At 36.9% G+C, this 13684-nt stretch carries 13 protein-coding genes; 9 read left to right on the top strand and 4 right to left on the bottom strand.

The window, feature by feature from the left end; all coding sequences use genetic code 11:
• The first annotated feature begins 73 nt into the window (after positions 1-73).
• Entirely contained in the window at positions 74-1141 is a 1068-nt protein-coding gene (locus OQH61_RS00540; RefSeq protein WP_266025283.1) for an AI-2E family transporter, read from the top strand.
• 8 nt (positions 1142-1149) lie between these two features.
• Here the strand turns inward: OQH61_RS00540 and OQH61_RS00545 are convergent, their stop codons facing one another.
• On the bottom strand, positions 1150-2007 hold the full coding sequence (locus OQH61_RS00545; RefSeq protein WP_266025284.1) for a menaquinone biosynthesis family protein: 858 nt from the start codon (positions 2005-2007) through the stop codon (positions 1150-1152).
• A gap of 93 nt (positions 2008-2100) precedes the next feature.
• Between OQH61_RS00545 and recA the strand changes: the two genes are divergently transcribed.
• The 8 genes from recA to OQH61_RS00585 are packed head-to-tail and all read left to right on the top strand — an operon-like array spanning position 2101 to position 8185.
• A complete protein-coding gene (recA, locus tag OQH61_RS00550; protein WP_323670654.1) occupies positions 2101-3141 on the top strand; it encodes a recombinase RecA in 1041 nt (346 codons plus the stop codon).
• Between the two features lie 23 nt (positions 3142-3164).
• On the top strand, positions 3165-3380 hold the full coding sequence (locus OQH61_RS00555; RefSeq protein ID WP_266025286.1) for a hypothetical protein: 216 nt from the start codon (positions 3165-3167) through the stop codon (positions 3378-3380).
• A gap of 22 nt (positions 3381-3402) precedes the next feature.
• Complete coding sequence (gene eno, locus OQH61_RS00560; RefSeq protein WP_266025287.1) at positions 3403-4680, top strand: phosphopyruvate hydratase; 1278 nt, start codon at positions 3403-3405, stop codon at positions 4678-4680.
• 15 nt (positions 4681-4695) lie between these two features.
• Positions 4696-4962, top strand: a complete 267-nt coding sequence (locus OQH61_RS00565) for a hypothetical protein (RefSeq protein ID WP_266025288.1) — start codon at positions 4696-4698, stop codon at positions 4960-4962.
• The gene (locus OQH61_RS00570) at positions 4959-5573 is read left to right on the top strand and encodes an AMIN domain-containing protein (protein ID WP_266025289.1); all 615 of its coding nucleotides are present in this window, start codon (positions 4959-4961) and stop codon (positions 5571-5573) included. The genes OQH61_RS00565 and OQH61_RS00570 overlap by 4 nt, the downstream gene beginning before the upstream one ends.
• 2 nt (positions 5574-5575) lie before the next feature.
• Positions 5576-6076 carry a shikimate kinase gene (locus OQH61_RS00575; protein ID WP_266025290.1) on the top strand — a complete coding sequence of 167 codons (501 nt, stop codon included), beginning with the start codon at positions 5576-5578 and terminating at the stop codon, positions 6074-6076.
• 53 nt (positions 6077-6129) lie between these two features.
• On the top strand, positions 6130-7224 hold the full coding sequence (locus tag OQH61_RS00580) for a DegT/DnrJ/EryC1/StrS family aminotransferase (protein WP_266025291.1): 1095 nt from the start codon (positions 6130-6132) through the stop codon (positions 7222-7224).
• The gene (locus tag OQH61_RS00585; protein ID WP_266025292.1) at positions 7217-8185 is read left to right on the top strand and encodes a Gfo/Idh/MocA family protein; all 969 of its coding nucleotides are present in this window, start codon (positions 7217-7219) and stop codon (positions 8183-8185) included. The genes OQH61_RS00580 and OQH61_RS00585 overlap by 8 nt, the downstream gene beginning before the upstream one ends.
• Position 8186: 1 nt before the next feature.
• Here OQH61_RS00585 and OQH61_RS00590 read toward each other — a convergent pair whose 3' ends face one another.
• Genes OQH61_RS00590 through OQH61_RS00600 form a run of 3 tightly spaced genes read right to left on the bottom strand, consistent with a single transcriptional unit; the run spans position 8187 to position 13638 of the window.
• On the bottom strand, positions 8187-11252 hold the full coding sequence (locus tag OQH61_RS00590; protein WP_266025293.1) for an efflux RND transporter permease subunit: 3066 nt from the start codon (positions 11250-11252) through the stop codon (positions 8187-8189).
• Positions 11252-12337, bottom strand: a complete 1086-nt coding sequence (locus OQH61_RS00595) for an efflux RND transporter periplasmic adaptor subunit (RefSeq protein ID WP_266025294.1) — start codon at positions 12335-12337, stop codon at positions 11252-11254. The genes OQH61_RS00590 and OQH61_RS00595 overlap by 1 nt, the downstream gene beginning before the upstream one ends.
• Positions 12334-13638: a TolC family protein gene (locus OQH61_RS00600; RefSeq protein ID WP_266025295.1), complete on the bottom strand. Its 1305-nt coding sequence runs from the start codon at positions 13636-13638 to the stop codon at positions 12334-12336. The genes OQH61_RS00595 and OQH61_RS00600 overlap by 4 nt, the downstream gene beginning before the upstream one ends.
• Positions 13639-13684: the final 46 nt, after the last annotated feature.

Raw genomic sequence — 13684 nt, forward strand, 5'->3', positions numbered from 1 at the left:
AATGATTTGACAATTTTTGTTACAATGTGCTTATTTTATGGAATCTCTATGAGCTAATTTTAAGGAGCAAATATTGAGAGCAATTACATTTTTTTGGCTTGTATTTGGTGTAAGTGCGTATGCAATGTATTATGTGTATGCTGCATATTTAATGGACATACTCATTGCTCTTTTGTTGTGTATTGCTACCTATGGATTGCATAATATTCTTTCAAAATATATTAAATATCCCATAATATGTGCTTTTGTCAGTGTGGGTATTTTAGTTTTGCTCTTTTTTGTGCCATTATTTTCATTGATGAAAACGCTTATAGCCTCTGTATCCGAACTCAATCCAACTGATTTTAGTGCATTTGTTGAAGGCAGTAAGGCACAGATTCTTTCACTCTTTAGCTCATTCCCTGAAATAGAAAGCAGATTGCGTGATGTGTTAGGCAGTATCTCTGCTCCATCAATTTTAAGTTATGCGTTTAACTTTAGCTCTCAACTTGGCAAATCAAGTTTGGGATTTATCATTGATACAGGCTTTATCGTTGTATTTTTGTATTTTTATTTTCTTTATGGCAAACAAGCCTATGAGTATATTATTGAACTTATTCCTTTTGAAAATATTCAAATTGCAAATGTGCTTGATGAGGTAACAAATGTCATTAAAGTGGTTTTTTATACTTCACTCTTAAACATTGTGCTTCAGGGCTTTGCTTTTGGCGTATTGATTATGTTTTTTGGCTATGATGGAGTATTTTTTGGTATGCTTTATGGGCTTGCATCAATCGTTCCCATAGTAGGTGGAGGGCTTGTATGGTTACCATTAGCAGGATATGAATTTTATCTTGGCAATACGCGTAATGCACTTATTATTGCGCTTTATGCTCTGATTGTCTGTGCGGTGTTGATTGATAATATTATCAAGCCTATTTTGATTGGAATTATTAATAAAAAAGTGCTCAAGACTTCTGTAAAAATCAATGAACTCCTTATTTTCTTTGCCATTCTTGCAGGGCTTACAAGTTTTGGGTTTTGGGGGATTATACTTGGACCAGCGGTTACAGCACTTTTTATTTCATTGCTTAGAATCTATCGCAAACAAACAGCTAAAGAATCCCTCACGCCTCATCACCAAGATAAAATTGGCTTGTAGATTCGCTTTTAGCAAAAGCGAAGTTGCTCATATTCTGTGGGGATAAAATAATCTTGTGCTTTGAGTATATGCGGATAAAATCCTGCCTTATAGCCTAATTCAAAGAGTTTATCTACCGCCTTTATTTCATTCTCGTTCATAGAGATTGAATCTTGATTTGCATAAAGATTCAAATAAGTATCAAGCTCTTTGGCATTGACGCGGATAATGCCTCTTTCAAGGAGCATTTCACTTAAAATTTTTTTATTATTTACAGCGATATTTACAGCTTTTGTGAGTATTTTTTCACATTCTATGGCAGTAGTAAGTGGAAGAGAGCGGCGTAATGCCATACCTCCAAGTGGTAGAGGCAAATTATCAGCACTTAATTCCTGCCAAATATCCCATAATTCTGCCTCTACCTCTAAGCCTTTATCAAAATTTAAAATTGATTCGTGAATAAGCACCCCCGCATCAACCTCTCCACTAAGCACGCTTTGCTCTATATCAAGGAAGTTTTTATAAATAATGCGTGCGTGTGGATATGCAATGCGAAAAATCATTGCATTTGTTGTGTGTTCTCCGCTTAGAGCTACTTTGAAATGTTTTTTGCATATTTTACCTTTTTTTTTGATAAGTTTTGGTCCATATCCATTGCCAAAGCTCACACCTGTGCGTAGAAGCGCATAATTTTGTGCAATAAGGGGATAGAGAGCAAAAGAAATGGCGCTAATATCATATTTCCCTTGTAATGTATCCACATTAAGCGTTTGAATATCCTTAGCTGTGTTGTTAAAGCGTAAGTTTGTAGAATCTACCCACCCAAAAACAATAGCATAATACATAAACAAATCGTCTGCATCAGGGCTATGTGCGACACTTATCATAGCTACTCCTTGTTTTTAAACAAAATTATAAGGAGAATTTAGTCAAACTTAGATAAAATACTTGTGTTTTGTTTGTAATTTATACAAAGGACAATTATGATAGATGAAAAGAAGCAAAAAGCAATTGAGCTTGCTTTGAAGCAAATTGATAAAGCATTTGGCAAAGGTGCTTTAGTGCGTTTAGGTGATAAGCAAGTTGAAAAAATTGATAGTATTTCCACAGGCTCACTTGGGCTTGATATGGCACTTGGTATTGGTGGTGTGCCCAAAGGGAGGATTATTGAAATTTATGGTCCAGAATCTAGTGGTAAAACAACGCTTAGCCTACAAATTGTAGCAGAATGCCAAAGAAATGGAGGAATTTGCGCATTTATTGATGCTGAACACGCTCTTGATGTGTATTATGCTAAGCGTTTGGGCGTGGATACAGAGAATATTCTTGTATCTCAACCTGACACTGGTGAGCAAGCTCTTGAGATTTTAGAAACTCTTACGCGCAGTGGTGCGGTGGATTTGATAGTGATAGATTCAGTAGCTGCACTTACGCCTAAAGCAGAGATTGAAGGTGATATGGGAGACCAGCACGTAGGGCTTCAAGCGCGACTTATGAGTCACGCATTGCGTAAAATTACAGGTGTGCTTCATAAGATGAATGCAACCTTAATTTTTATTAACCAGATTCGTATGAAAATTGGCACAATGGGTTATGGTAGCCCTGAAACAACCACAGGTGGAAATGCACTTAAATTTTATGCAAGTGTACGTATTGATGTGCGCCGTATTGCCACACTCAAACAAAATGACCAGCAAATTGGTAATCGCACAAAAGCAAAAGTGGTAAAAAATAAAGTCGCTCCACCTTTTCGCGAAGCAGAATTTGATATTATGTTTGGCGAGGGGATTAGTAAGGAGGGTGAGATTATTGATTATGGTATCAAGCTTGATATTATTGACAAAAGTGGTGCGTGGTTAAGCTATAATGATAAAAAGCTTGGACAAGGGCGCGAGAATGCTAAAATTGTTTTGAAAGAAAACAAAGCTCTTGCTGATGAGATTACGGCTAAAATTAAAGAGCAAATTGGTTCAAAAGACGAGATTTTGCCTTTGCCTGATGAACCAGAAACCGATGAGTAGATTCTATATAATGAGGGGTTGTAGTGGATAAGCTCAAACAAGATACTTTGGCAATACTTAATAAGCGTTTAAATGAGTATATAGAAGCGGAGCAAAAATATAAGGAAAGTTATGAGATAAAAAAGGATTTAGAATCTCTCAAACTGATGCGTGTTACCTTATCTTTTATGGCAGAAATTATCAGAGAGGCAATTGTTGAGACAATCTCTTCTCCAGAAGATAGGTTAGATAAAGTATAATTTAATTTAAGGAGTTAAAGATATGGTTTATATTGAAGCAATTGATGCACAAGAAGTAATGGATAGTCGTGGGAATCCAACAATTAGGGCAGCAGTAAGGTTGAGTGATGGCACAAGAGCAGCAGCTATTGTGCCAAGTGGTGCAAGCACAGGCAAAAGAGAAGCCCTTGAATTGCGTGATGGTGATAAAGAACGTTATCTTGGCAAAGGTGTGCTCAAGGCTTGTGCAAATATTAAAACCGAAATTGCTGCACAGCTTGATGGGGTATCACCCTATGATCAAAGTAAAATTGATTTGATTTTAAAGAAAATTGATGGCACAGAAAATTATTCAGAACTTGGAGCAAATGCGACTTTGGGCGTGAGTATGGCTATTGCTCGTGCAAGTGCGCAATCTTTGAGATTGCCTCTTTATCGTTATTTAGGTGGAAGTAATGCACTTACACTCCCAACACCTATGCTTAATATCATTAATGGTGGTTCTCACGCAGATAACACTGTGGATTTTCAAGAGTATATGATTATGCCCTTAGGTTTTGATACTTTTGCCGAGAGTTTGCGTGCATCAGCTGAAATTTATCATCATCTTAAAGCAATCCTCAAAGGAAACGGACATATTACAAGCATTGGTGATGAGGGTGGATTCGCTCCTAATTTAAAAAACAATGAAGAACCCATAGAAATTATTTTAAAGGCTATTGAACAAGCTGGCTATAAGCCGCTTGATGAAATTGCTATTGCGCTAGATGTGGCAAGTAGCGAGCTTGTAGATGAGAATGGTATGTATCATTTAGCAGGAGAGGGTAAAGTGCTTGATAGTGCGGGTATGATTGCATATTATGAGAATCTTGTAGCAAAATACCCTATTGTTTCTATTGAAGATGGCTTAAGTGAAGATGATTGGGAGGGGTGGAAACTTTTAACACAAAAGCTAGGTGATAAGATTCAGCTTGTGGGCGATGATTTGTTTGTTACAAATAAAAAAATTCTTCAAGAAGGTATTGAGAAAAATATAGCTAATGCGATTTTGATTAAACCTAATCAAATTGGTAGCGTGAGCGAAACGATGCAATCTGTGCGCCTTGCTCAACGCAATAACTATAAATGTATAATGAGTCATCGTAGTGGAGAAAGTGAGGATACATTTATTGCAGATTTTGCTGTGGCGCTTAATACAGGCGAGATTAAAACGGGTTCAACCGCAAGAAGTGAGCGGATTGCAAAATATAATCGTTTGCTTGAAATTGAGCGAGAGATTAGTGATGCGGAATATATTGGGAAAACACTTTTTAAACATTAGGTAAGCAGTGTAGAGATGAGTTCGCAAACCCAAGAGCTATTAGAAAAACCTTCAAGATTGTGGCATTTTTTTTATGTCAATCGTGTATGGCTGATTGTTTTTGGGTCATTATTGGCAATAGGACTCTATTTGGGGTATTTGCTTTTTGGTAGTAATTCTGTGGAGGTGCTTTTACGATTACAGGCGCAAAAAAAGCATCTTTTACAAGAAGCACAGGTCATTGAAGCTCAAAATGCGCACTTGCAAAAGCAAATTTTTGAATTAAAGGAGCTAAAGCCTTGAAAAAGAAAATATTAGTTTGGGTATTGTTATCTGTATGGTTGTGTGTAAATACATTAGGAGCAAGAGAGAATCCTTTTAAATCTGTTATTACGCCAAAACTTGAAGAACATCAAGCACCAAGCATACATCAAGACCCTCTTTCAAGTGTAGAATTTGTGTTGCCAAGCACAGCTAGAGTGTTAAAAAGTGTGCAAGTAACTTATCAGAATCTTGATGGTTCAATTGAAAGCAAAACTATTCAGCTTGATGAGAGCGTAGATTGGCATTATCCTTTACTCATTGCACAAAAGGCTCAAGGTGCTACATATAATGCAGAGAATCGCTTTAAACTCGGTGAATTTGAGCTTATTATTAACAAGAGCAGTCTTTTTATTGCTACACGAAAAAAATTGTTGCGTGATTTTATTTTGCCTAAACCATATCGGCTTATGCTTGATATTGAAGGTGTAAAAAGTAATGAAAGTCAAAAGATTAAAATTGGTAAAAAATATTTTAGTGATGCAGAGATTTCAACACACGAAGGATTCTATAGAATCTCTATCGGATTTGATGGGCGTTATAAGCCTGTCATTACTCCTCAACGCGATGGTTTTGTGATTGCTTTGGAGTAGGCGTGGAAAATATAGTTTTAATTGGTTTTATGGGAAGTGGCAAAACAACCATAGGGAGAGAAATTGCATTGCTTGGCGGACGCTTTTTGCTTGATACTGACCAAATTATAGAACAAAATATGGGAAAGAGTATAAGAGAAATTTTTGAATCAGTAGGTGAGAGTGGTTTTAGACGCATAGAATCCCAACTTATTTTATGGCTTTCTGCTAATGTTAAAAATGCTGTAATTGCTACTGGAGGAGGTATGCCTATTTATAACGATGTGAGTTATTTAGGTAAAGTATTTTGGCTTGATATGGGTTTTGAAAGCATTTTGAAGCGATTAAATGCCAAAGAACAAGAAAAGCGTCCGCTTATGGGTGATGTTTCAAAAGTGAGGCAGCTTTATGATGAACGTAAGAGTATGTATAAAAACCAATCCAAATATATTATCAGCGGAGATGCTTCTGCAAAGGAAATCGCGCGTAGAATTGTAGAATGCGTAGATAAAGAGGTGCAGTAGTTGGTTTAAGGTAATTTTGCTATGATATGCCACTTCATTTATAAGGTTTAGCTATGGAATTTATTAATCTTAAAGCGCAGTATGAGCAGCAAAAAAGTGAAATTGATAATGCAATACAAGATGTGTTACATTCTTCGCAGTTTATTATGGGCAAAGCTGTTGAGGAGCTAGAATCGCACCTTTCTTCGTATGTAGGTGCTAAAAATGCTATTGCGTGCAGTAGCGGAACAGATGCTTTAATTTTAGCTTTAATGGCACTTGATATAAAAAATGGTGATGAAGTCATTACTTCGCCATTTAGTTTTATTGCAAGCGTGGAAGCAATTATGCTTCTTGGTGCAAAGCCAATATTTGTGGATATTGATGAGAAGACTTATAATCTTGATAGCACAAAGCTTGAGAATGCTATCACAAAGCATACAAAAGCGATTATTCCTGTCGCGATTTTTGGGCAAATGGCAGATATGCAAGCTATAAATGCTATTGCATTAAAGCATAATATCCCTGTCATTGAAGATGCAGCCCAAAGCTTTGGGGCAACTCAAAGATACAATGATAAGATTTTGAAATCTTGCAATGCGAGTATGTTTGCCACTACTAGCTTTTTTCCAAGTAAGCCATTAGGGTGTTATGGCGATGGAGGAGCAGTTTTTACAAATGATGAGAAATTTGCACAAAAAATACGTTATTTGCTCAATCACGGGCAGACAAAACGTTATGAGCATAGCTTTATTGGATTAAATGCGAGGCTTGATGCACTTCAAGCAGCAATTCTTAATGTAAAAATAAAATATTTAGATTCTGAAATTGCCAAGCGCCAAGAAATCGCGCGAATTTATGATGAGAATCTTCGCAATGTTATCATTCCTTTTATTCAAAAGGGCAATGTGAGTGCGTATGCACAATATTCAATTCGCACAAAAAATCGCGCACAACTGATAGAAAAGCTCACAAAAGCGCATATTCCCTATGCAGTGCATTATCCGATTGCTTTGCATTTACAAGAAGTTGTACGCAAGGTTTATGGGTATAAAAAGGGTGATTTTCCCATAAGTGAAGTGGTATGTGATGAGATACTTTCTTTGCCTTTTAGCCCATTTTTGAGCGCTAAGGAGCAAGATCAAGTGATAAAGGCTGTAAATGGATAAACCTATCAGAATAGCGCTTTTTGGCATAGGCAAAATGGGGCAAAATCACCTTAGAATCTTAAGTATGCTTAAAGATGTAGAAATTGCATTTTTGTATGATACAAACGAAGAACTTTCATCGGTGATGAGTGAGCGTTTTGGAGTGAAAATACTCAAAGATATTGATGAGGATTTAAAAAGCTGCGATGGCGCAATTATCGTAACGCCTACTTTTACACACTTTGATTATATTAATAAAGTAAGTGATTATGTTAAAAATATTTTTGTAGAAAAGCCATTGACAAACACTTTAGAATCTACCCAAATCATTCTCACACTCGCAAAGGAAAAATCGCTTAACATTCAAGTAGGTTTCATTGAACGCTATAATCCTGCTGTGGCTACTTTGAAAAATATTCTTACGCACAATACTCATAAAATTATTAATATTGATTTTATCCGCACGAATAAAATGAGTTCGCGTATTACAGATTGCGATGTGGTGATTGATTTGATGATTCACGATATTGATTTGGCACTTAATTTTAATGGTGATGTGCGTGATATTTATGCACACGGAGTCGTGATGAATGATATGATAGAATATGCAAGAGCGTGTATTATTCATACAAATGGTTCATTTTCTAATATTGTAGCAAGTCGCATTACCGAGAAACGCAGACGTCAAATTAGCATAACAACTGATAGTGAATATATTGATTGCAATTTGCTAAGAAAAGAGGTTTTTGTAGATAAGCAGAGCGTAGAGCAAAGACTTGATAATGTTTCTATTAGTGCCAATACTGAAACTATTGAGGTAAGGGGACAAGAATCACTTTTGTCAGAACTCATTGATTTTGTGAATCTATGCAAAAATATATCTCCACAAGCAAAATCAAATCGTCCCAATCAAAACGATGGTATGAAAGCTATGCAAATTGCACATCAGATTCAAGATATTATCCATAGCGCTAATAAGTAATCTACACCCCAAATTTGCGCACAACGATTCTAAAAAGTGGCGGCAAAAGAAGAAGAGTAAGCATTGATGAGGTTACAAGCCCACCTAGCACTACAATAGCAAGGGGTTTTTGCACTTCACTGCCTACACCTGTGGATAAAAGCATAGGGATAAGCCCAAGCCCAGCGATAAATGCTGTCATTAGCACCGGGCGCAGACGTCTTTTTGCTCCAATAACAATTGTATCGTCAATACTATATCCCTCTTTAAGGAGGTGTAAGAAATATCCTACCATTACTACGCCATTAAGAACAGCGATTCCAAAAAGTGCGATAAATCCCACAGATGCAGGCACAGAAATATATTCACCCGATAAGAAAAGTGAGATGAATCCACCTGTAACAGCAAAGGGAATGTTGAGTAAAATAAGCAAGGAGAGAGAAATAGACTTAAAGGTAAAAAAGAGGATAAAAAAGATAGCAAGAATACTCAAGGGAATAACGGTGGAGAGGCGTTTATTTGCACGTTGTTGATTCTCAAATTGTCCTCCATAAGTGATAGAATATCCCTCCGGTAATTGCACTTGTGCATTGATTTTTTGTTTTGCTTCTTCAACAAAACCACCCAAATCACGTCCTATTACATTGCTTCGCACGACACTATAACGCCTACCCTGTTCCCTTTGAATCTGCACAGGTCCATCAATTTCTTCAATATCAGCTATTGAGCTAATGGGCACAGAATTACCATCAGGAGAGCTCATTTGTAAGCTTTTGAGCTTGGTAATATCAGAGGCAATATCAGCATCTTGACGAATAATGACAGGGATTCTTGTAAAACCTTGAGGAATATATGTTACCATTATGCCCTCTAAACTAGAGCGCATAAATTTTGTAAATTCATCACTGGAAATGCCTGTATTTGCCATTACAGAGTGCCAAGGCGTTACATAAAGATAATTTACTCCTTTATTAAAAGTGGTAAAAACCTCTGATGAGCCACGAATATCTTTAAGAATATCTACAATTTGAGCGCTTAATTCATTGAGTTTTTCAATCTCTAAGCCAAAAATTTTAATCGCCAAATCCCCACGTACACCTGTAAGCATTTCGGAGATTCTCATATCAATAGGTTGCACAAGGGCAATATTCATACCTTTAAATTCGCTCACAACATCACGAATTTTATCTTCTACTTCTTCCATATTTTTTGCTTGCCATTGCTCTTTTGGTTTAAAGGATATAAACGCATCAGTTTGATTAAAACCTGCTGGGTCAAGCCCCACTTCATCAGCTCCTGTGCGTCCAACAATACTTTTAATCTCTGGCACACGCGCTAAGAGTTCTTTTTGCATTAAAAGTATGACATCGCGACTTTGTTCTAAAGAAATAGAGGGACTAGATTCTATATTGAGCACTAAATCGCCTTCTTGGAGAGTGGGCATAAAAGCACTTCCGATGAAAGGAAAAAGTGAGAAACTAAAAACGAGAAAGCACGCAGCTCCCGCAAGCAAAAGTTTTGTTTTTGTAAGGGCAAAATTGAGCATAGGAGCATACATCTTGTGAAAAAATTGCGTGAGTTTTGTTTCGTGGTGTTGAGTAGCTTTTAAAACAAAAGAACTTACTACGGGAATCACAGTCATAGAGAGTGTGAGTGAGCCAAGAAGGGCAAATACAATCGTTTGAGCGAGCGGCACAAAAAACTTGCCCTCTAAGCCTTCAAGAGTAAGAATTGGCACAAAGAAAATAATAATGATGAGAATCCCGCTAAACACAGAAACAGAGATTTCTTTACAGGCGCGATAAATAGTATGGAGTTTTGGTGAGTTCTTAGTCAGACTTAATTTTTCAAAGGCATTTTCAACCATAACAACTGCGGAATCTACCAAAATACCCACTGCAATAGCAAGTCCGCCAAGACTCATTAAGTTTGCAGAAATGCCATAATGGCGCATCATTACAAAGGCTATGGCTATGGAGAGGGGTAAAATCACACTCACAGCAACTGCTGCGCGCACATCGCCTAAAAACAAAAAAAGTAAAATGACTATGAGTACCACAGCTTCGGCAAGAGTTTTAATAACATTATTTACTGCTTTTTGTGTAAGCTCCGAGCGATCGTAAAATACTCGGAGTTCTGTGCCTTGAGGCAATTCATCTTTGAGCTCTTCTAGTTTTATTTTAATTTCAGCGATTGCATCGCGTGAGTTTGCACCTTTTAAGGATAATACCAAGCCAAGTGTTGTTTCTCCCTTACCATCAATAGTTGTGAGCCCAAGTCGTGTCATATGGCTTTCAACTACATCGCAGAAATTTCTTAAGCGCACATAGCCAAATTTTGTGATAATAGGAATACTCTTGATTTCTTCAATATTTGTTGAAGCTGTTTGTATCTTTACGAGGAAATTTTCACCATCGCGAGATACACGTCCTGCACCATCATTTTTGAGATTTGCTTCAAGTGTTTTTTGCAAATCACTCATACTAATGCCAAGTCTTGCCATATCATTGAAATCAGGCACAACCACAATGGCTTTCGCATATCCACCTAAGCGATTGACATCAGCTACACCTTTTATGTTGCGCAGGGCAGGGCGGATTGTAAAATCAAGGAGCTGTCGTTTCTGCACTTCTGATAAAGAATCATTTGCACTTTCAATAGTAAACATAAACATATCACTAAGTGGCGTTACAATCGGTGCAAGCCCACCACTTACACCCGATGGTAAATCGTCCATAACCATAGAGAGTTTTTCATTTACCATATTGCGGGCGAGATAAATGTCAGTGCCATCATTAAAATCAAGCGTAATATCCGCAATACCATATTTTGAAAGACTGCGCAAACTTTTTTGGTTGGGTAGCCCAAGGAGTTCAAGCTCAAGCGGACGCACAACGCGATTTTCTACCTCTTCTGGCGCCATTCCGGGGGCTTTGAGAATAATTTTTACTTGCGTGGAAGAAACATCTGGAAACGCATCAATGGGGATTGTAAAAAATGAATATATGCCAAATATAAAAAGCATAATGGCACTAAGCACTACAATCATACGTTGCTTGAGAGAAAATTCTATAATTTTAGTTAGCATTATTCGCTCCCTAATCCGTCCATCATACCTTTAAGGCTAATAATATTGCCTATGGCAATTTTCATTTGGTTATTTAATCCTTGAGGCTCAATCACAAAGCTATTATCTCGTTCTTCAACTTTTTGAATCTTAGTAGGTTTGAAGCCTTTAGCACTCTGAACGAAAATAAGATAGTCATTGCCATTTTTAATCACTGCTGATGAAGGGATAAGAATCGTCCCTTTAGGTAAAGAGCCATCAATATATACTTCCACTATTTCACCTACCTTAAATCGTGTGTCATAGATATTAGCAGTAGCAAGAATAGTATTTGAAGTCTTATCAATCACAACTGAAAGATTTTCAATCTCACCAATTTTTGTGCCATTATCATCAAAAACGGGCGCACCCTTTTGAATATTGTGTGAAATATGCAAAGGGATTCTAATGCGCCCAAGGAGATTACCGCTACCCTTATCTGTATGCCGAGAAATTCTTACATAAGGGGTAAAAGCTTCAATTTTTTCGCCACTTTGCTTAGGGGCAACCGAGAGAATCCCAGAAGCTTTTGCAACAACTGGAAAGCCATATTTTCCTTGCGCACCATTTTTAATAAAATTTGGGTCAATACCCAATAAATCTAGTTTTGATTTGATTTCATTGAGTTTTAATCGCAATTCATTCATTGCAAGATAGCTAAGCTGATATTCGCGTTTTGAGATGACTCCGGCTTTATAAAGGGATTTGTCTTTGCGTTCATTTTCAGAGGCAATTTTAAGACGCTCTTGCGCATTGGTAAGCTCAAAAAACATTGCGCTTAAGTCATTAGAACTAATATCACAAATTAAATCTCCCTCATTAACGCTCTCACCTTCACGCTTATAGATATTGACTACAATAGCATTAAAGCTTGAACTTTGTGTGCTTGAGGTTTTATCATCAAAATCAATAAGTGCATTGAAAGGCACACCTTTAGTGTTAAAGGCTTGATTGAGAGCAATAACTTTTATACCATTTTTTGCAAGTTCTTCTTGAGAGATAGATACTTCTTCATAACACCAAGCAAAGCTTACTACAAGGGATAATAAATATAAGCATTTTTTCACGATTGTTCCTCCATAAGTGGTTTTTGCAAAGTATTGAGGTTGAGCACAGAGCTAAGAGTTTCCTCAAGCATAGAGAGTGTTTGGATATAATCACGTTTTGCTTGAGTGGTAGCAATCATTGCATTAAGATGTTCATTCTTTACACTCAAATATTCAAACGCACTTGTTTTTCCTGCCTCATAACCAATTCGTGCAATTTCGCTTAATTGGGCACGATTATTTTCATTATCTTTTGCAAGTGCAATTACTTCTTTCTTGTATGTAAGTTGCTCAAGATAGGACTTAGCATTTACAAGTAAAGAATCTTTAAGAATCTCACTTTCGCGAATAGAACCGCTTTGGAGTGCAAGATACATTGCTTTTTGATTATCATATTTGGTTGTTAGAGGGATAGGAATCTTAAGCTGAAAGGTTACTCCATCACTTGATTCTGCTTTTTTGATACCTCCACCAATTTCAATACTATCAAAGCGGCTTTGTGAAGCAATGCTTGCACTATATTGGTAGTCTTTAATATCAAGTGATACGATTTCAAGATACAGATTTTTAGCAAGTGCTTTTTCAAGATTCCCACTATCAAAATGCAAATATTTAAATACTAATCCATTTATATCTATATCACTATTTTCAGTTGTAATGCCTAAGATTACTTTGAGCGCGTTAAGCGTGTTGAGCATTTCTGTATGGGAATTTTTGAGTGAAACTTTGGTAGCCAAAAAATCGCTTTTAAAAAAAAGATATTGTGATTTACTGATGCGTCCTGCCTCATATTGCACTTGCGACATTCGGAGCTGATTTTTGGCATTCTCATAGCGGTTTGTATAGATTTGATGTTGTTCTTTGAGCACGAGATAATCCAAATAAAGCCTTTTTGCCGCAATAAGAGCAAGACATTTTGTAAGCTCGTAGGATTTTTCTTGCCTTAAAATTTTATTTTGATAGCTTTGAGCAAGCGTGTAAGTAACCCACGGCAAGCGAGGAGTGAGAAGGAGCAAAATTGTATTTTCAAGTTCTGTGCCACCAGCAGGAGATTTTACTTTATCAATCTGTGCCTCAATATATCCAGCGTTCCACGCTCGCATTGCTTTGCCTTCATAAAAAAGGCTTCGCACCATTGCACGGGATTTTGCAAGATTAATGGAGTGTTTTTCTACCCGCTCAACAAACTCATCAATCTCCATTTTTTGTTTGTTTTTGGGTATATGGATATGAAATTCTTCTTCTAGCTTATTAAAATCTACAAATTCAGAATCTCCCCACATTAGACTTATGCAGAGTAGAAAAGCGCATAGATTCTTCATTGCCCATAATCCTCGTTTGATTTTGTGAGGGCTTATTATAGTGTAT

It is taken from the genome of Helicobacter sp. MIT 21-1697 (genome assembly GCF_026241255.1).
Taxonomy (GTDB): domain Bacteria; phylum Campylobacterota; class Campylobacteria; order Campylobacterales; family Helicobacteraceae; genus Helicobacter_C.

Bases quoted from the DNA above. Each gene is read 5' to 3' on its own strand.
- eno (WP_266025287.1), top strand. From the start codon at position 3,403: ATGGTTTATATTGAAGCAATTGATGCACAAGAAGTAATGGATAGTCGT.
- OQH61_RS00585 (WP_266025292.1), top strand. From the start codon at position 7,217: ATGGATAAACCTATCAGAATAGCGCTTTTTGGCATAGGCAAAATGGGG.
- OQH61_RS00545 (WP_266025284.1), bottom strand. From the start codon at position 2,007: ATGATAAGTGTCGCACATAGCCCTGATGCAGACGATTTGTTTATGTAT.
- OQH61_RS00565 (WP_266025288.1), top strand. From the start codon at position 4,696: ATGAGTTCGCAAACCCAAGAGCTATTAGAAAAACCTTCAAGATTGTGG.
- OQH61_RS00590 (WP_266025293.1), bottom strand. From the start codon at position 11,252: ATGCTAACTAAAATTATAGAATTTTCTCTCAAGCAACGTATGATTGTA.
- OQH61_RS00600 (WP_266025295.1), bottom strand. From the start codon at position 13,638: ATGAAGAATCTATGCGCTTTTCTACTCTGCATAAGTCTAATGTGGGGA.
- OQH61_RS00580 (WP_266025291.1), top strand. From the start codon at position 6,130: ATGGAATTTATTAATCTTAAAGCGCAGTATGAGCAGCAAAAAAGTGAA.